We start from the raw sequence: 16,971 nt of genomic DNA on the forward strand, positions 1-16,971 counted from the left end.
TGGGATCAGGGCGCCGTGGGATCAGGTCGCTTTCCGAACGGACCGAACGCGGCCGCGACCACCGCCGAGACCGCCACCAGCAAAGCGGCCTGGGCCAGCGGCACGTAGGCCCACTCCTGGCCGTGGCCGAGGATCCGGCCGAGCACCGCGACACCCGATCCCAGCGCGACCCCGCTCACCGCGACCACCTTCGGCGCCGCCGGCCAGAACTCCCGCGCCAGCAGGCACGCGATCACCGCCACGATCGGCAGCATGCCGCCGAGCACGGCCAGCAGCACGAGCATCGCGACCATCAGCCAACGACTCGGCGACGGTGCCACGAACGCCACTCGCCGCCGCACGGGGAACGCGGCGAGCAGGAGCACCGCGAGCACTCCCAGCGCGCCGGCCAGCAGGCCCGTCCGGTACCGGGCGTCCGGGCCGAACTCCAGCGCGACCACGCCGCCGTCGCCCTCGGGCAGGACGTACGCCTGCTGCCAGCCGTCGACGCGGACCTTCTCCAGCACCTGCCCGTCGAGGGTCGCCGTCCAGCCGTCGTTGACGTTCTCGGACACCACGAGCAGCGCCTTGGCCCCCGGTGCGACGGTGACCTCCCGTTCGGTGGCCTCCCAGGCGCCGATGGTGACCTCCCGGTGCGTCGCGACGGGTTTCGGGAGCTCGACGTGGGTCACGGAGACGTCCTGCACCACGAACGAGTCGGACCGCGACGTGGTCAGCACGTGGTCTCCGGCCGGCAGCTCCAGGGCGGTCGCCAGGTCGTCGTCGCACAGCACCGCCTTCAGCGGGCGGTTGGCCGTGACGTCCCCGAGCACGCCGGACACCGAACTGTTGATCTTCTTCCCGTCGACGTCGATGACCGGGCCCTTGCCGCACGGCACGGTGAACGGTGTCGTCGCGGGCACCGGCTTCAGCACGCCGTCGAGCGCGGGCACCCGGAGCTCGCCGATCTCGGCCGGCCCCACGCCGCCCGACTCGCGCACGACGAGTTCGAGCTTCTCGGTGTCCGCCGGTCTGATCGCGACGAAACCGTCCGAACCGACGCGCACCACCTCGGTGCCCGTGTCGGTGCGCACCTCCAGCTCGACCGGTGTCCTGGCGCCTCGCGCGCTCTCGATCCGGAACTCCGAGAGAGTGCGCTTCCCCTTCCAGGCCAACGTCAACGTCGGCCGCAGGTCCGTCACGTCCGGCACCCAGGACGTACCCGGATCACCGTCCACAGCGGACAGCGGGCTCGCCGCGACGTCGCCCGCGAGCGAGGTCGTCCCCGTGATCGTCAGGCCCTCCGGCGTCACCGGGTTCTTCGCGCCGGCCGACGGCACGACGGTGGCGTTCACCGCGAACTTCCCGTCGGCCGAGGTGCGGAACAGCCGCGTGAGCCCGTTGACCTCCTCGCCGAACCGGGACAGCGACGAGTCGCACCGCACCGTGCCGTCGGTCCGGTAGCAGGCCGGACGCGCCTGACTGCCCCGCGTGAACGAGAAACCGGGCCTGGCCGCGTCCTGGTCGCGTGGCACGCGCAGCGCTCTCTGCGCCGTCATGCCGGGCACGCTCAGCTCCTTGACGCCGACGTTGCCGTCCTGCCTGTCGGCGGCGACACCGAGGACCGTGACGCGCACGCTGCCGGTGAGACCGGGGCGGACGGGGTAGGCGTGCCGGCCGCCGCCGGACGGGACGTCGTGCTCGCTCTCCCCCGCGTCCGTGGTGAGCCTGATCCGCGTGACCGCCCAGCCCACCCGCAGGTCGTCGACCAGGTCGAGCGTCACCTCGCCGACCGAGCGCGGGGTGTCGAGGTCGATCTCGAGCCACTGCCCGACGGGCCCGGTGAAGCTCGACGAGTGCCACGCGGACCCGCCGTCGCCGTCCACCGCCGCGAACGGCGAGTTCGCCGGGTCGATCGCCCCCGCCGAGTCGGCGTACGCGGTCGACGTGGACGCCCGCACGGCCCGGATGCCGCGGTACTCGGCGACGGTCTGGTGCCGGGGGTCCTGGAACGGGGACACGTCCAGCGCTACGCGTCCCTGTCTCGACGCCTCGTCCGCGGACATCGTCTGGCTGAGGTTGTCGGACACCCTGCCGACGTTGCGCTCCTTGCGCCTGAGGCCGTCGGTGACGAGCAGCTGCCCGGTCCGCCCCCCGGCGTCGCCCGCGAGGACGACGGGCTGGTCCGCCTTGACGAGTCCCTGGGACAGCAACGGCAGAAGCGACTCCGGTCCCCCGCTCACCGTCGGCACGTCCGCGTCGGCGACGGCGGTGACGACCGGGACGGCCCGCTTCACCTCGAAGACCTCCAGCGCGTTCCCGGTCGCGGCGGCGTCGACCGAGCTGACGAGCCGCTGGTCGCTCATCCGCACCTCGGGCCCGAACTGGGCGACGCGCTCGATGCCGGGTGATCCCTGGAGCGCCTGGCGCAGCACGGTGAGCGGCGGCGAACCCGTCGGTTCCCGCGCGATGTCGTTGCGCAGCAGCAAGAACCGGTAGCCGCCGCGCGCGAGGAAGTCCGCCAGCCCGGCCGAGCCGCGCCCGTCCGAGAGCGAGTCGTAGACGGCGTCCATGTAGCGGGTGTTGCCCTCGGACCCGAGCGGCACCTGGTTGCGCACCGCCCACGGGGCCTCCGCGAGCGCCTGCATCGGCTCGTCCACGGTCCTGCCCCAGGTGTACTGGCCGAAACCGGTGGCGGGCAACAACAACGTCCTCGCCCTGCCGTCCTGGTCGGCGAGCCACCCCGCCGCCTCGCGCCAGTGGGCGGGCACGTCCGACCACCCCTGGCCGGGGCGCAGGGTCAGCAGCCACGCGGGTGCCGAGACGACCACGATCAGCAGGAGTGCGACACCCGTGCGAACCCTTCGCCGCCAGTGCTCGGGAGCGGCCCGCAACCCGGTCGGCCGGGACAGGTGCAGCCCGTGGACGAACCCGAGGACCAGGCACAGCCGCAGCACCGGCTCGAACTTGTGCACGTTGCGCAGGGGTGCGAGCGGCCCGTCCAGGAGTCCGCGCACCACCTCGGCGAGCGGCGAGTCGAGCGATCCGACGTACCCGACGGTCAGCAGCGTCAGCCCCGCCAGCGTGCCCAGCACCAGGAAACGGCGTTCCGGCAGCCCCAGCCGGGCCAGTCCGACGACACCGATGAGCGCCACCAGGGCGGTGCCGGCCATCAGCGCCGGGTTGTCGACCAGGATGAACCCGTTGGGCCACCACGGTTCGCCCTGCAGCACGTACGCGACCCACTGGTTCGTGCCGCGCAGCACCTGGAACAACGACATGGGCGCGGTGGTGTTCGCCGCCGACTCGATGTAGTCGAGGAACGGCAGGCTGTACCGCCCGAGCAGCAGCAGCGGGAAGATCCACCACAGCGCGACCGCGAGGACGCAGCCGGACCACCACAGCACCAGCCTCACGTGCGCGCGGTTCCACGTGCGCGTCAGCAGCCAGATCCCCGGGAGGACCAGCGCCATCACGACCATCGCGCCGTTGACGCCGCCCATTCCCAGCACCGCGAGCGCGGACAGGGCCGCGGCACGGCGCGGCGACCCGATCCGGTCCGCCAGCACCAGCGGCAGCAGCACCCACGGCAACATGACGGCGGGCAGCATCTCCGCGGACAGCGGCCCGATCTCGGTCAGCACCCGAGGGGCCAGCGCGTAGGCCAGCGCACCGGCGTACCTCGTAGGCTCGTGGCCGATGCCGAGCGCGCGGGCCAGCCTCAGCACCCCGTAGAACGCGAGGCAGAGCAGCAGCGCGCACCAGAGCCGTTGGGTGACCCACGCGGGTATGCCCAGGATCTGACCGGCCGCGAAGAACGGCCCCATCGGGAAGAAGTAGCCGTACGCCTGGTTCTGCAGCTCACCGGCCGTGGCGGCGGGATTCCACAGGTGCAGCGCCCTGCCCAGGAACCCGGCCGGGTTGACGGCCAGGTCGAGCTTGGTGTCGAACGTGGCCGTTCCGAACCGTTGCGCGAACGACAGCACCGTGAGTGCGAGGAGCACCCACGTCGTCGGGTTCCGGTGTGCGATCTTCAGGCTCTTGATGGCGCAGGAAGTTACCACCGGGTAGTGCTCGCGGGCGACTGTCGCTATCTTGGGCCACCACGACCGTTCCGGGGCCGGTGCTCAGGCAGGTGGCGATGACTTCTCCGATCACGTTCGAACAGGCGTGGGAACTGGGCGACCAGGTCCCGGGGTGGCTGACGGCCGACCAGGCGACGATGTTGTGGAGAGCCGCCCTGCGGCTCGGTCCCGGCGCGCGGATCGTCGAGATCGGCAGCCACCAGGGCCGGTCCACCACCGTGCTGGGGATCGCGGCGCGCACCGTCGGGGCCACGGTCGTCGCCGTCGACCCCTTCGTCGAGGGCAAGCTGTTCGGCGGCACGCCCACCCGCACGCGGTTCGAGAAGAACGTCGCCCGCGCGGGCCTGACCGACGTCGTGCGGCTCGAAGCCGAGTACAGCACCACGCTGCGCCGCGAGTGGGACGAGCGCATCGACCTGCTGTACATCGACGGCAAGCACGACTACTGGACCTACACCGACGACATGCTGTGGTCGGAGAACCTCGTTCCCGACGGCGAGATCCTGGTCCACGACGCCTTCTCGTCCATCGGGGTCACCTGCGGCATCATCGCGAAGGTGCTGTGCGGCAAGCGGTACGTGTACGTGGACCGCGCGGGCTCCCTCGCACGCTTCCGCCTGACGCAACCGGGCTGGGCCGATCGCAGGCGCGTGCTCGCCGAGATGCCCTGGTTCCTGCGCAACGTGGGGATCAAGGTCCTGCTCCGCCTGCGGCTGCGGCCGGTCGCGCGGCTGTTCGGCCACGACAGCCCGTACGACCCGTACTGAGGCCCGCCCGCTACTGGGGACGGCAGGCGGGCGGCTGGCAGAGCATCGTGCTCAGCGCCTGCGCGAAGATGTCGCTGATGCCGGCGGGGTCGACGGTGGTGAAGGCCCCGCCGCCGGTCGCGCCGGCGATCGCCCTCAGTTCGCCGACGTCGACGTCCGGGCCCATGCCGATCGCGATGACGGGCAACGGCCTGCGCTTGTCCTGCAGCTTGGCCAGTTCGTCCAGCAACTCCCGCTGGCCGATCGAGTCGGGGTCCTCGTTGCGGCCGTCGGTCATGATGGCGACGATGTTGATGCGGCCGAGCTCCCAGTTCTTCCGCGCCTCCCGGTAGGCGGCCAGGGTGCTGTCGTAGAGACCCGTGGCGCCGTTCGCGGTGGCTCTGGTCGCCCGGACCGCGGCGACGGCCTGGCCGCTCGCGAGGTGCTCCTTGACCGACGCGAACGGGATGATCTCCTTGTAGTCCTTGTCGCCGTCCAGCCTGGTGGAGAACTTCCACAGGCCGATCTGCGTGTTCGGCTTGAACATGCCCAGGCCGCGTTCGGCCGCACCCACGGCGAGCGCCATGCGCGTGGTTCCCGTCCTGGGCACGATCTGGTTCATCGAGCCCGACACGTCCAGCACGCCCAGCACCCGCGCGGTCAGCGTGAGCCCACCCCAGAGGCGCAGCGTCTCGTCCACAAAGCCCTGGTCCAGGCCGGCGGCCTGGTCGTCGGGCGCGCGCAGGCCGAACCTGCCGAGGTCGGTCGCGGACCGCAGGCGCGCCAGGAACTTCTCCGCCCCCGCCCGCTGCGCCTCGTTCGCGTCGGGCAGCACGACGTACGGGAAGTCCAGCGGTGGCACGGGGTTCTCCGAGGCGACCGCAGTCAGCCGGGTCGCGCCGGGCGTGGAGTTGTGCCGCTCGAGAGCCTGTTCGGACGTGGGGAACACGTCCAGCGGCCGCGCGAAGAGGTCCTCTGCCCGTTCGGAGTAGTCACCGGACACGGGCCTGATGGCGGCGACCGTCGCCGACGCGGGATCCTTCTCCGCCGACGCGAACCCGCGCAACGCCAGCAGCGCCGACAGGCTGGCCGGGTCCTTGGCCGGATCGGCGATGCCGGCGACCGCGGTGGCACCGGGCCCGATCAGCTCCCGCCAGCTCTTGCCCTTCAGGGACTCCTTGACGGCGAGCACGACCGGCGAGAGCGCCACGGAGGTGCCCGCCTCGGGCACCCGCCACGCACCGGAGTCCCGCGCCTGCCGCAACCACGTCGTGGACTCGGGCACCCAGACCGAGGGCGACGCCTCCCCGGCGACGAGCCGGGTCATCGTCTCGCGGGCGGGCTCGGCCTTGACCTCGACGCGGTAGCAGTCGTCGTCCGACGCGCCCAGCCCGTCCGCGACCTCGCTCAGGGCCGGCGCGACCGCGGGCGCCGCGGTGACGAGAACCGTCGCCGGATCCGTGCAGCGGGGCGCGTTGAGCCGGTCGAGGACGACGTCGCCACCGATCCAGGCGGCGATCGACAACACGAGCAGCACTGACAGCCCGGCGACGGGCGCCGTCACCCGCCGTGGTCGCACCATGGCGGACACCCTAGACAACTAGCTCCGGCACCACCAGAACTCGCCGGTTCCGATTCCTGCCTGGCCTGTGTTCCCCGCCCAGGAGGCGGAGAATCGGAGGCGCAGGCTCCGCGACCGAGCAGAAACGGCGGCAGATGGCAGACGACTGGGTGTTCGGCTTCGGGTCCCGCTCGTTCGAGGACCTGGTCGGAAAGCTCTTCGGCGGGCTGGTGGAGCCGCAGTCCGCGACGCGGCGCACCGACCGCTTCGGGCGCGACCTCACCGCCGCGGCGCGGGACGGCCTGCTGGACCCGGTGATCGGCCGGGAGGACGTGATCGACGAGGTGCTCGAGGTGTTGTCGCGGCGCACCAAGAACAACCCCGTCCTGATCGGGGATCCCGGCGTCGGCAAGACGGCCGTCGTCGAAGGCATCGCGGCACGGATCGCGAGCGGCGAGGTGCCCGCCACGCTGAGCGGCAGGCGGCTGATCTCGCTGAACCTCGCGGGCATGGTCGCCGGGGCGAAGTACCGCGGCGAGTTCGAGGAACGGCTCGAAGGGGTCATCGAGGAGGTGACCGCGGCGGAGCGGATGGTGGTCCTGTTCATCGACGAGCTGCACGTCGTGGTGGGCGCGGGCAGCGCGGAAGGCGCGCCGATGGACGCGGCGACCATCCTCAAGCCCGTGCTCACGTCCGGACGGGTGCAGGTCATCGGGGCGACCACGGCCGAGGACTACCGGCGGTACGTCGCGCGGGACGCCGCCCTGGAGCGGCGGTTCCAGCCGATCACGGTCGCCGAACCATCGGTCGCCGAGGCGATCGCCATCCTCCGCGGGCTGCGCGGCCGTTACGAGATGCACCACGGCGTGCGGATCTCGGACGAGGCGCTCGTGTCCGCCGTGGAACTGTCGGCCCGCTACGTCACCGACCGGTTCCTGCCGGACAAGGCCGTGGACCTGGTGGACCGCGCGGGTGCGCGGGTCCGGTTGCGGGAGAAGTCCGCGCTGCCGCCGGACCCGGTGCGGCTCGAACAGCGGGTGCGGCAGCTGGAACGGGAGAAGGACGCCGCACAGGGCGAGGACGCGGCGTTGCTCACCGGAGAGCTCGACCGGGCGGTCGCCGAACTGGAGGCTGCGCGCGCCGCACTGGCCGACGCGCCCCAGGTCTCGGCGAACGACGTCGCCGAGGTCGTGTCCCGCAGCACGGGCATCCCCGTCGCCCAGCTCACCGAGGCGGAACGGCACCGGTTGCTGCATCTGGAAGACCAGCTGCACCAGCGGATCGTCGGGCAGGACGAGGCGGTCGAGGCGGTCGCCGACGCGGTGCGCCAGGGCCGCGCGGGCCTCAAGCACCCGGACCGGCCCGTCGGCTCCTTCCTGTTCCTCGGGCCGACCGGCGTGGGCAAGACCGAGGTCGCGCGAGCGCTGGCCGAAGCGCTGTTCGGCTCGGAGGACCGGCTGATCCGGTTCGATATGAGCGAGTTCTCGCAAGCGCACGCGGTCGCGCGGCTGATCGGCGTGCCACCGGGGTACGCCGGCCACGAGGAGGCCGGTCAGCTCACCGGCGCGGTCCGGCGCGCCCCGTACTCGGTCCTGCTGCTGGACGAGATCGAGAAGGCCCACCCCGACGTCTTCAACACCCTGCTGCAGGTGCTCGACGCGGGCAGGCTCACCGACGCCGGGGGACGCACCGCCGACTTCTCCAACACCGTGATCATCATGACCAGCAACATCGGTGCCGGCCAGCTCCTCGCCGCGGCCGGCTCGGGTGTTCCGGCCGAGCAGCTGAGGGAACCGTTGATGGCGGCGGTCCGCCGCAGCTTCCGCCCGGAGTTCCTCAACCGCCTCGACGAGATCATCCTGTTCCGCGGGCTGGACGCCGTCCAGCTGCGGCAGATCACCTCGCTGCTGCTCGAGCCCACCCGGCAACGGCTGCGCGAGCAGGACATCACGCTGGACGTGGACGAGCGGGCCGTCGACTGGCTCGCCGCCCGCGGCCACGTGCCCGAGTACGGCGCACGGCCGTTGCGCCGCACCATCGGTAGGGAGCTCGACCGCCGGCTGTCCCGTGCCCTGCTCGCGGGCGAACTGAGCGGCGGGCAGCACGCCGTCGTGACGGTCAGCGACGCGGAACTGACCCTGACCGTCACCGACCTCCCGGACTGACCTGTCTCAGAGGTTCCAGTCCACGAGGACCTGGGTGCGGCCGAAGCGCCGTGCGACCAGGTCGCGCGCACCCGTTGCAGTCCGTACCGCATCCGCCCAGGACCAGGTTCGCTCCGCCCCACCGGTCGGCCCACACCTCGGCCAGCGCCTCGGAGTGGGGGATTTCGTCGCAGATCTCCGCGAAGTCCTCGCTGCAGGCCGGATAGGACGAAGGATCCAGCTCTCGTTCCTCGAGGGCCGCGCCTTCCGGCACATACACGAGCCGTGCTCCTCCGGACAACCGAAGAACAGCAGCCTGCCGTCGGACGGCAGTGGAAGGTCCGTCGCCTCCCGGGGCAACGCGGCGCAGTCGATGGTGGCGACCAAGGGGTACTGCTGCGTCTCGACGTCGGCGGGAAGCGGGACGGGACCGCCGAACCGGCCCACCACCGGCCCGTCCCCGTCCGGGGTCAGAAGCGCGGACGGGCGGACGAGCTCCATCCACCGCTCCACGTCGGGTGCCGGGATGTTCCGCGCGAGCGCCTTACCGCGGAAGTCGTCGAGGATCCTCGCGTTCCTGGGGTTCACGGCCGAGACCGTAGCGACGGGCACCGACGGTTCTGATCGTTCCCCGATCGGCCGAGCAGGTCCGGGTTCCATTCGTACAAGGCCGATGTGCCCGGTGGCTGCCAGGATGGCGCGCATGGCGACGTGGGACGACGTGGTGGAGATGGCGTCACGGCTGCCCGGGACCGAGGTGGCGACCTGGTACCGGACACCGTCGTTGAAGGTGGCGGGCAAGGGTTTCGCACGGTTGCGGACCGAGGCCGAGGGCTGGCTCGTGCTGATGTGCGAAATGGACGAGAAGGCCGCGCTGCTCGCGTCCGGCGATCCGGCCTTCCACACGACACCGCACTACGACGGGCACGGGTCGATCCTGGTCGACCTGGCGGAGGCTGACCGGGAACAGCTGGCCGAGCTGGTCGAGCAGGCGTGGCGGCTCAAGGCGCCCGCGAAGCTTCGCACGGCGTTCGAAGGTGGGTGAGGCACCGGCCGGATTACGCGAGGGCGAATGTCCCGTTACCGAGAACGCACTTGTCGTCGCACCGGGTCGTCCCTAGTTTCGAAGCAACGGCGATCGTCGCCGACGGCGCCGCCACACACGCGAGAAATCCTTGTGGTGCAGGACGTTCGCGAGCGCTGCCGTGCCCCGAAGGGACCTCCGTGATCGACTGGCTGCGGCTCGCCGAGACGCTCATCTCCTCACCCTGGCTGTACGCCGTGCTGATCGCGGTGTCCTTTCTGGACTCCTTCCTCCCGCTGATTCCCAGTGAGCCCGTCGTGATCGTCGCGGGCGTCTACGCCGCGACCGGGCAGACGACCATCGTGTTCGTCATCGCCGCCACGACACTCGGCGCGTTCCTGGGCGACCTGGTCCCCTACACCGCCGGGCGGCTGCTCGGCGCACGCGTGCTCAAGCGGCTGCCACCCGGCAGCAAACGCCGTGCCGCGCACGACTGGTTCACCCGCGAGCTCGACGCCCGCGGCGGTTTCGTCCTGGTGACCACGCGGTTCATCCCGGTCGGGCGCTACCTCGCCACCCTGTCCACCGGGCTCGTCCGCTATCCGCTGGGCAGGTACCTGATGTTCATCGCGTTCGCCACCGCCGCCTGGAGCGCCTACACCGCGCTCACCGGCTACCTCGGCGGCGTTCTGTTCCAGGAGAACACACTCCTGGCGATGGCCGTCGGCGTCGGGCTCGCGTTCGTGGTGACCGGGTTCATCGAGGTCGTGCGCCGCGTGCGTGCCGAGCCGGTCACTTCGCCTCAGCAGCCGCGGCCATGATGTGACGGGTGCGTTCGCGCAGCAGCCGGTGCGTGCGGTCGTGGTGGTTGCGCGGATGCCACGCCATGCCGATCGTCACCGATGGCACCGCCAGCGGGATCGGGAACGTGCGCAGGCCGAGCGCGTCCAGCATCCGCCTGCCCAGCCTGGCGGGAGCGACGCAGACGACGTCGGTCTCGCGGACCATGAACAGCGCGCTCGCGAACGTGGGGACCACGGCCGCCACGCGCCGGTGCAGTCCCAGTTCCGCGAGCCCTTCGTCGATCGGGCCGTGCGCCCGGCCGCGCCTCGACACGACGATGTGATCGGCTTCGGCGAACCGTTGCGGTGTCACGGTTTTCTTCTTCGCGAGCGGGTGGTCCGGCCGCACGACGCCGACCAGCGTCTCGGTGACGAGCGTTTCCGAGTGGATCTCCGGGTCGCCGGGGCGGATGCTGCCGATCTCCAGGTCCAGCAACCCTTCGCGCAGGGCCGGGGTGTCCTCGAGGTTCTCCGGGCGCAGGCGCAGCGAGATGCCGGGGGCCTGCACCCGCAGGTCGTCGATGAGCGACGGGATGAACGTCGTGGACAGCATGTCGGTGACCTGCAGGTCGAACATGCGCACCGCGGTCCGCGGGTCGGCGGTGCTGGGCGGCGCGAACAGCGCTCGCGCTCGGGTGGCCACCGCGTGCACCTCGGCGCGTAGCTCCAGGGCCCGGGGTGTGGGCACGAGATCGCGTCCGGCTCGCACGAGCAACGGGTCGTCCAGGGCGCGTCGCAGCCGGGACAGGGCGCGGCTCATCGCCGGCGCCGAGGTGTGCAGCCTGGCCGCCGCCTTGGTCACGCTGTTCTCGGCCAGCAGCGCGTCCAGCGCCTCGATCAGGTTCAGATCGATGTAGTCCACCTGCCGATTATCACCTGCGAAAGACTTCCGTACCAGAGTTGCACTGGTGTTAATCCGCAACCGCTCCTAGCGTCGGGGACGTCAAAGGCGAACTCAGTGGGAACAAAGGGGAACGACCGTGACGCGGGCTGTGGTGATCGGTGCAGGGATCGTGGGACTGACGACGGGACTCGCACTGCGCCGAGCCGGGATCGACGTGGTGATCTGCGAGCAGGCGCCGGAGATCCGCGCCGCCGGAGCCGGTCTCGGGCTCTGGGCCAACGCGCTGGCGGTGTTCGACGAGCTCGGCATCGGCGAGCAGGTGCGCGCTGTCGGCAAACCCGGTGAGATGTACTTCCACGACCCGGCCGGGCGGCTGCTCGACACCCCGGAGTTCGGTGTGGAGGACCACCGGTACCTGCTGGTGCACCGGGCGAGGCTGAACGACCTGCTCGCCGATGCCGTGGGGCGCGAGAACATCCGTCTGGACACCGGCTTCCGCGAGTACGAGGAGCACGCGAGCCACGTCGAGGTCCGGTTGTCCGGTGGCGGGAAGGAAGAGGCGGACGTGCTCGTCGGGGCGGACGGGACCTACTCGGCGGTGCGCGCGCAACTGGTACCGGGCACCCCGGCACAGGAACACCCCGGCCACCACGCCTGGCGCGCGGTGATCCCGGCTGCTGACATCACGGTGCTCCGCAACCGCCTCGTTCTGGGCCCCAACGGATGCCGGGGCGGTTACGTCCGCACCCACGACGGCAGCGTCTACTGGCTGGTGAACCAGTTCCAGTCACCGCCGCTGACCGGAACCCGCAAGCAACAAGCGCTGGACCGCGCCCGCCACCTCGAGGACGCGGGCGAGGACGGCATCCTCACCGACCTGATCGACGCGACGCCCGAGGAGCTGATCCTGCACAACCAGATCATGCTCGTGCCGCCGCTGCCGCACTGGGTTTCCGCACGGGTCGCCCTCGCCGGGGACGCGGCGCACGCGATGTCGCCGCACATCACCGCCGGCGCGACGCTGGGCGTCGAGGACGCCGGCCTGCTCGGCCACCTGCTCGGGTCCACCGGCGACGTGTCCGCCGCGCTCGCCGCCTACGAGGCCACCGTGATGCCGCGGTACGCCCGTGCCGCGGAGCTGTCCGCGACGGTGGAGCACTCGCCCTCGCCGCAGGACTTCGCCCGGCACTACGCCGCGTTCAGCCACTGGATGACCACCCAGCCGCTGCGGCAGCTCGACGAAAGCCAGGTGCGGGCATGACGTTCCGGGTGGAGGTGGACGTGGCCGTGCCGATGCGCGACGGTGCCGCGCTCGCCACCAACGTGTGGCTGCCCGAGCAGCCGGGACCGTTCCCCGTGCTGCTGGTCCGCACCCCTTACGGCAAGGACGACGCCGGAACGTACGGCAACCCGAAGCTGCCGGACGTGTTCGCCTTCGTGGCCGCCGGCTACGCGGTGGTGGCGCAGGACGTCCGCGGCACCTCCCGATCGCCCGGGGTGTTCGTGCCGCACGTCCACGAGGGCCGCGACGGCGCCGACACCCTGGCGTGGCTGGCGGAGCAGCCGTGGTGTGACGGCGCGGTCGGCATGTGGGGCGGGTCCTACATGGGATTCACGCAGTGGCTCGCGGCCGTGCGCGACGCACCGGGTCTGCGTGCGATCGCGCCCGTGATGAGTTCCGCCGACCTCTATCGGGCGCCGTGGTACTCCCCCGGCGGCGCCTTGTCGCAGGACGCGGTGCTGACGTGGGGCACGCTTTCGGCGCTGCGCACCCTGCAGCGCGATCTCGCCGGGGGCCGCGGTGACCCGGCCGACGCACGAGCGCTCCTGTCCGGCCTGGACGACCCCCGGCTGCTGCACGACCCGCTGCCGCTCTCCGGGCGGGACGTGATGACGCGCCACCTGCCGTGGGCCGGCGAGGTGCTCGCCCATCCCGAACGCGACGAGTTCTGGCAGGAGGTCGCCGCGATCGACCGCTGCGCCGCCGTCACCGTCCCAGCGCTCCAGGTCGGCGGCTGGTACGACGTGTTCATCGGCGAGACCGTGCGGTCGTACACGACGATGCGCCGCCACGGTGGCAGCGCCGCGGCCCGCGACGGACAGCGGCTGGTCATCGGCCCCTGGGCGCACGCCGACGGCACCGACCTCGGGACCTTTCCGGACCGCTCGTTCGGGCGCGCGGGCAGCATCAAGGCCGCCGACGTCACCGGCGAGCACCTGAGGTTCTTCGACCGCTGGGTGCGCGGCCGCACCGACACCCCCGGCGACGCCCACCGGGTCCGGATCTTCGTCATGGGCGCCGACGAGTGGCGCGACGAGGCCGACTGGCCGCTTCCGGACACCCGCCACACCGACTTCTTCCTCACCGGCGGCGGCCGCGCCAACACCGCCACCGGTGACGGAGTCCTGACGCGCGACGCCGCGACGTCCGAAGCGACGGACACGTTCCTCTACGACCCACGCCGCCCGGTACCCACTCTGGGTGGCACCGTGCTGGGCAGCGCGTCCGGGCCCGCTGACCAGGCGGCGGCCGAGAAGCGGGACGACGTGCTGTGCTTCACCACCGCCGTCCTCGACCGCCCGGTCGAGGTCACCGGCCACGTCACCCTGGTCCTGCACGTCTCGACCTCGGCCCCGGACACCGACTTCACCGGCAAGCTCGTCGACGTGCACCCCGACGGCAGGGCGATCCTGCTGTGCGAGGGCGTCCAGCGCGTCCGCTACCGCGACTCGCTCACCGGACCGGCGCTCCTGGAGCCCGGCACGGTCTGCGAACTGACCATCGACCTGTGCGTGACCTCGAACGTCTTCCTCCCCGGCCACCGCATCCGGCTCGAGGTCTCCAGCAGCAACTTCCCCCGCTACGACCGCAACACCAACACGGGCGGGACGATCGCCACCGACACCGAGGACGACCTGGTCGCCGCCGTGAACCGGGTCCACCACGGACCGGGGCGTCCCAGCCGTCTGGTGCTGCCGCTGATCGAACGCACACCCACGGGAACGGAGGTGCGGGCATGAGCACGCTCGAAGAACTGACCGACCGGACGGCCATCGCCGACGTCGTCGCCGGGCTCGCCCACGCGCAGGACGACCGGGACTGGACCGCGCTGCGGCGGCTGTTCGCCGGCGAGGTGCTGCTGGACCTGTCGACCCACCACGTCGGCAGGCCGCCGGCGACCGTGGCGGCCGCCGATCTGGTCGAACTGGCCCGCGGCACCCTCGAAGGCTTCGGCAGCACCCACCACGCCGCCTCGAACCCGCAGGTGCGGCTGGCGGGCGACGAGGCCGAGTGCCGTGTGCACGTGATCGCCCACCACCACGTTCCCGCTGCTCCCGGCGTCGTCGACTTCTGCACGATGCGGGGGTCCTGGGAGCTGGCGCTGCGCAAGGCCGACGGCGAGTGGCTCATCACCCGCTGGGCCGTACGGCGCACCTGCCCGTGGGAGGGGTCTCCGGACGTCTACGCGCTCGCCGCCGCACGAATCGCATCCAAGTCCTGACCACCGCCTGGGAGGCACACCGATGTTCTACGAGATCCGCACGGAACACGCCCGCCCCGGCCTCGGCGAGGAGCTGGCCCGCTACATGGACGACACCGTCATCCCGCTGCACCAGGAGAGGGGGATGACAGTCGTGGGGGCCTTCACCGCGGCCGGCGGCTCCTTCGTCTGGATCCGGCGCTTCGAGGACGACGCGGACCGCGCACGCGTCCTGGAGTCCGTCCACAGCCATCCCCGGTGCGCGGCCGTGGCCGGCACGGTGTCCGAGCTGCTGGACCGGGCCGAGTCCACGGTCCGGCTGGAGCCGACCTCCCGGTCCGGGCTGCGCTGACGACGCCGTGGTGAGCGCGGCCACACCCAGCACCCCTGACCTGGGGCTGGACCCCGTGCGCGAGATCGCGGCAGAACCGAATGCCACAATGGACGAATGGCACTGGGATACATCCTCGCTGTCCTGGCGACCCTGGCGTCAGGCAGTGGCTCGGTCCTGGCGTCCACCGGTGTCCGGCGCGCCGGCGCGTACGGCGGCTCGTCGCTCGACCTCATCGCACTCCGGCGTCAGTGGCTCTACTTCCTCGGTCTCGGCGTGGACCTGCTGGGGTTCGCGCTCGCGGCCATGGCGCTGCACCGGCTGCCGCTGTTCCTCGTCCAGTCGATGCTGGCGTTCAGCGTCGGCGTGACGGCCACGATCTCCGTCTTCCTGGGCTCCCGCCTCGGCACACCGGGATGGGCGGCGCTGGGTGTCGGCGCGACCGGCCTGATCCTGCTGGGCGTGTCCGCCGAACCAGGCCCGGCGCAGTCCCTGCCACCGCAGTGGCGCTGGGTCCTCGTGTGCATGGCGATACCGGTGGCGGGGATCGCCCTCTACGCCCGGCGCCACCACCACGTGTGGGCGACGGTGGCGCTGGCCTTCGGCGCCGGCGTCTCCTACAGCATCGTCGGCATCTCGGCGCGGGCGCTCGACTTCCCGGACGCCGTGTGGCGGCTCGTCCTGGAACCGGCGGCCTGGGCGATCGCCCTCAACGGCCTCGCCGCGGCGGTGCTGTTCGCGATGGCGCTGCAGAAGGGCGGCGCGACCTCGGTCACCGCGATCATGTTCACCACCAACACGGCGCTGTCGTCGGCCGTCGGCCTGATCTACCTCGACGACCGCGTCCGCGACGGCTACACGACCGCGGCCGCCGCCGGATTCGTCCTGGCGATCACCGGAGCGATCGCCGTCGCCCACTACGCGGCCGAGACCGGGCAGAAGGACCGCTCGAAGACACCGGCCGGCGCGCGGTCGTGAGGCGCTCGCGCGCGGTGACGCACAGCCCGGCCTGAGACTCAGATCATGTCGGCGGTGTCCTGCTGCGCGCCGGCCGGCTCGCGGAACAGACCGGTGTAGGACCGCTGGTCCTGGTCGGGCGACGAACCGGGCGTCGTGTCCGGGAGGTCGACGTCAGGGTGGCTGAAGAGCCCGTTCTCTGGCTGCATGGTTTCCGACTTTCTCCGCGTCCTGTGCGTGCTCACGGCGAGCTGTCGCACGGCGCCATGGGGGTTCCGGACAACTGACGAGTGCAGTCCCGGTTGCCCCGAGACTACACGTCCCGTGCAGGCGCGCGTCGTGGTTCACCTGCCGTGCCGCGAAAAAGTCCCTTGTGGACTACCGGAGTCGCCGGCGCAGCGCCTCCGTGATGCCGCACCCGTCTCCGGGTTCGTCGATCAGGTGGGTGACCGCGGGTAGTTGCCGTTTTACGACAACCTGTCGTAACGTTCGCGACAGGTTGTCGTAAAACTTTGGAGGACTCATGGGCACGCTCGACGATCGCGCCGAACTCGTCGAACTGATCAGCCGGTACGCCGACATCGCGGACCTGAAGGAGTTCACGACCCTGCCCGGCCGCGTCTTCACCGACGCGCTCACGCTGGACTTCGGGTCGGTGACGGGCATGCCGGAGATGACGGTCCCGCTGGCCGACTACGTCGAGGTGCTCCGTGCGAGCTTCGCGCCGTTCCAGGCGACCCACCACGCCATCACCGGTCACGTCGTCGAGATCGACGGCGACACCGCGAAGATCCACGCCCACGTCCGCGCGGAACACTGGCTGCCGGACGCCGACCGCTGGCTGGTCGTCGGCTTCTACGACAACGAGGCGGTCCGCACGCCGGACGGCTGGCGCCTCACCCGTGTCAAGCTGACCGCGACCCACCAGGAGAACCAGCCCGACCTCGCCACAGCCGCGAACTGAGGAGAACAGCGC

The 16,971-nt window shown here is 71.5% G+C and carries 15 protein-coding genes; 10 read left to right on the forward strand and 5 right to left on the reverse strand.

The genetic code is table 11. The features are described 5' to 3' along the window. Nucleotides 1-5 precede the first annotated feature (5 nt). Nucleotides 6-4,043, reverse strand: a complete 4,038-nt coding sequence (locus DFR72_RS01765) for an alpha-(1->3)-arabinofuranosyltransferase (RefSeq protein WP_245982417.1) — start codon at nt 4,041-4,043, stop codon at nt 6-8. A gap of 77 nt (nt 4,044-4,120) precedes the next feature. Here DFR72_RS01765 and DFR72_RS01770 point away from each other — a divergent pair, with 77 nt between their 5' ends. Beyond that, nucleotides 4,121-4,831, forward strand: coding sequence for a class I SAM-dependent methyltransferase (locus DFR72_RS01770; RefSeq protein WP_090064597.1), 711 nt, complete (start codon nt 4,121-4,123; stop codon nt 4,829-4,831). Between the two features lie 10 nt (nt 4,832-4,841). On the opposite strand, the gene DFR72_RS01775 is transcribed toward DFR72_RS01770, so the two are convergent. Next, the gene (locus DFR72_RS01775) at nt 4,842-6,392 is read right to left on the reverse strand and encodes a substrate-binding domain-containing protein (protein ID WP_090064345.1); all 1,551 of its coding nucleotides are present in this window, start codon (nt 6,390-6,392) and stop codon (nt 4,842-4,844) included. A gap of 134 nt (nt 6,393-6,526) precedes the next feature. Here DFR72_RS01775 and DFR72_RS01780 point away from each other — a divergent pair, with 134 nt between their 5' ends. Next, complete coding sequence (locus DFR72_RS01780) at nt 6,527-8,536, forward strand: ATP-dependent Clp protease ATP-binding subunit (RefSeq protein ID WP_090064344.1); 2,010 nt, start codon at nt 6,527-6,529, stop codon at nt 8,534-8,536. A 6-nt stretch (nt 8,537-8,542) separates the two neighbouring features. On the opposite strand, the gene DFR72_RS01785 is transcribed toward DFR72_RS01780, so the two are convergent. Continuing rightward, nucleotides 8,543-9,103, reverse strand: a complete 561-nt coding sequence (locus tag DFR72_RS01785; RefSeq protein WP_143086664.1) for a YwqG family protein — start codon at nt 9,101-9,103, stop codon at nt 8,543-8,545. Between the two features lie 115 nt (nt 9,104-9,218). Between DFR72_RS01785 and DFR72_RS01790 the strand changes: the two genes are divergently transcribed. Further along, the gene (locus DFR72_RS01790) at nt 9,219-9,560 is read left to right on the forward strand and encodes an MmcQ/YjbR family DNA-binding protein (RefSeq protein ID WP_090064342.1); all 342 of its coding nucleotides are present in this window, start codon (nt 9,219-9,221) and stop codon (nt 9,558-9,560) included. Nucleotides 9,561-9,739: 179 nt separating this feature from the next. Then, on the forward strand, nt 9,740-10,360 hold the full coding sequence (locus DFR72_RS01795) for a DedA family protein (RefSeq protein WP_170176093.1): 621 nt from the start codon (nt 9,740-9,742) through the stop codon (nt 10,358-10,360). On the opposite strand, the gene DFR72_RS01800 is transcribed toward DFR72_RS01795, so the two are convergent. After that, nucleotides 10,332-11,243, reverse strand: coding sequence for a LysR family transcriptional regulator (locus DFR72_RS01800; RefSeq protein WP_090064340.1), 912 nt, complete (start codon nt 11,241-11,243; stop codon nt 10,332-10,334). The two genes, DFR72_RS01795 and DFR72_RS01800, sit on opposite strands and share 29 nt — an antisense overlap. A gap of 118 nt (nt 11,244-11,361) precedes the next feature. On the opposite strand from DFR72_RS01800, the gene DFR72_RS01805 reads away from it, so the two are divergent. From DFR72_RS01805 to DFR72_RS01825, 5 genes are all read left to right on the forward strand, one after another. Further along, entirely contained in the window at nt 11,362-12,486 is a 1,125-nt protein-coding gene (locus DFR72_RS01805; protein WP_245982418.1) for an FAD-dependent oxidoreductase, read from the forward strand. Then, on the forward strand, nt 12,483-14,246 hold the full coding sequence (locus DFR72_RS01810; protein WP_090064338.1) for a CocE/NonD family hydrolase: 1,764 nt from the start codon (nt 12,483-12,485) through the stop codon (nt 14,244-14,246). Before DFR72_RS01805 ends, DFR72_RS01810 begins: the two co-directional genes overlap by 4 nt. Next, the gene (locus tag DFR72_RS01815) at nt 14,243-14,728 is read left to right on the forward strand and encodes a nuclear transport factor 2 family protein (RefSeq protein ID WP_090064337.1); all 486 of its coding nucleotides are present in this window, start codon (nt 14,243-14,245) and stop codon (nt 14,726-14,728) included. The genes DFR72_RS01810 and DFR72_RS01815 overlap by 4 nt, the downstream gene beginning before the upstream one ends. A gap of 22 nt (nt 14,729-14,750) precedes the next feature. Next, nucleotides 14,751-15,059, forward strand: coding sequence for an NIPSNAP family protein (locus DFR72_RS01820; protein ID WP_090064336.1), 309 nt, complete (start codon nt 14,751-14,753; stop codon nt 15,057-15,059). A 96-nt stretch (nt 15,060-15,155) separates the two neighbouring features. Further along, nucleotides 15,156-16,016 carry a DMT family protein gene (locus DFR72_RS01825; RefSeq protein ID WP_090064335.1) on the forward strand — a complete coding sequence of 287 codons (861 nt, stop codon included), beginning with the start codon at nt 15,156-15,158 and terminating at the stop codon, nt 16,014-16,016. Nucleotides 16,017-16,054: 38 nt separating this feature from the next. Here DFR72_RS01825 and DFR72_RS45285 read toward each other — a convergent pair whose 3' ends face one another. Beyond that, nucleotides 16,055-16,204 carry a hypothetical protein gene (locus tag DFR72_RS45285; RefSeq protein ID WP_170176094.1) on the reverse strand — a complete coding sequence of 50 codons (150 nt, stop codon included), beginning with the start codon at nt 16,202-16,204 and terminating at the stop codon, nt 16,055-16,057. A gap of 314 nt (nt 16,205-16,518) precedes the next feature. On the opposite strand from DFR72_RS45285, the gene DFR72_RS01830 reads away from it, so the two are divergent. Then, complete coding sequence (locus DFR72_RS01830) at nt 16,519-16,959, forward strand: nuclear transport factor 2 family protein (protein ID WP_090064334.1); 441 nt, start codon at nt 16,519-16,521, stop codon at nt 16,957-16,959. The last annotated feature ends 12 nt before the right edge of the window (nt 16,960-16,971 follow it).

Source organism: Lentzea flaviverrucosa, assembly GCF_003350445.1.
In the GTDB taxonomy this organism is placed as follows: Bacteria; Actinomycetota; Actinomycetes; order Mycobacteriales; family Pseudonocardiaceae; genus Lentzea; species Lentzea californiensis.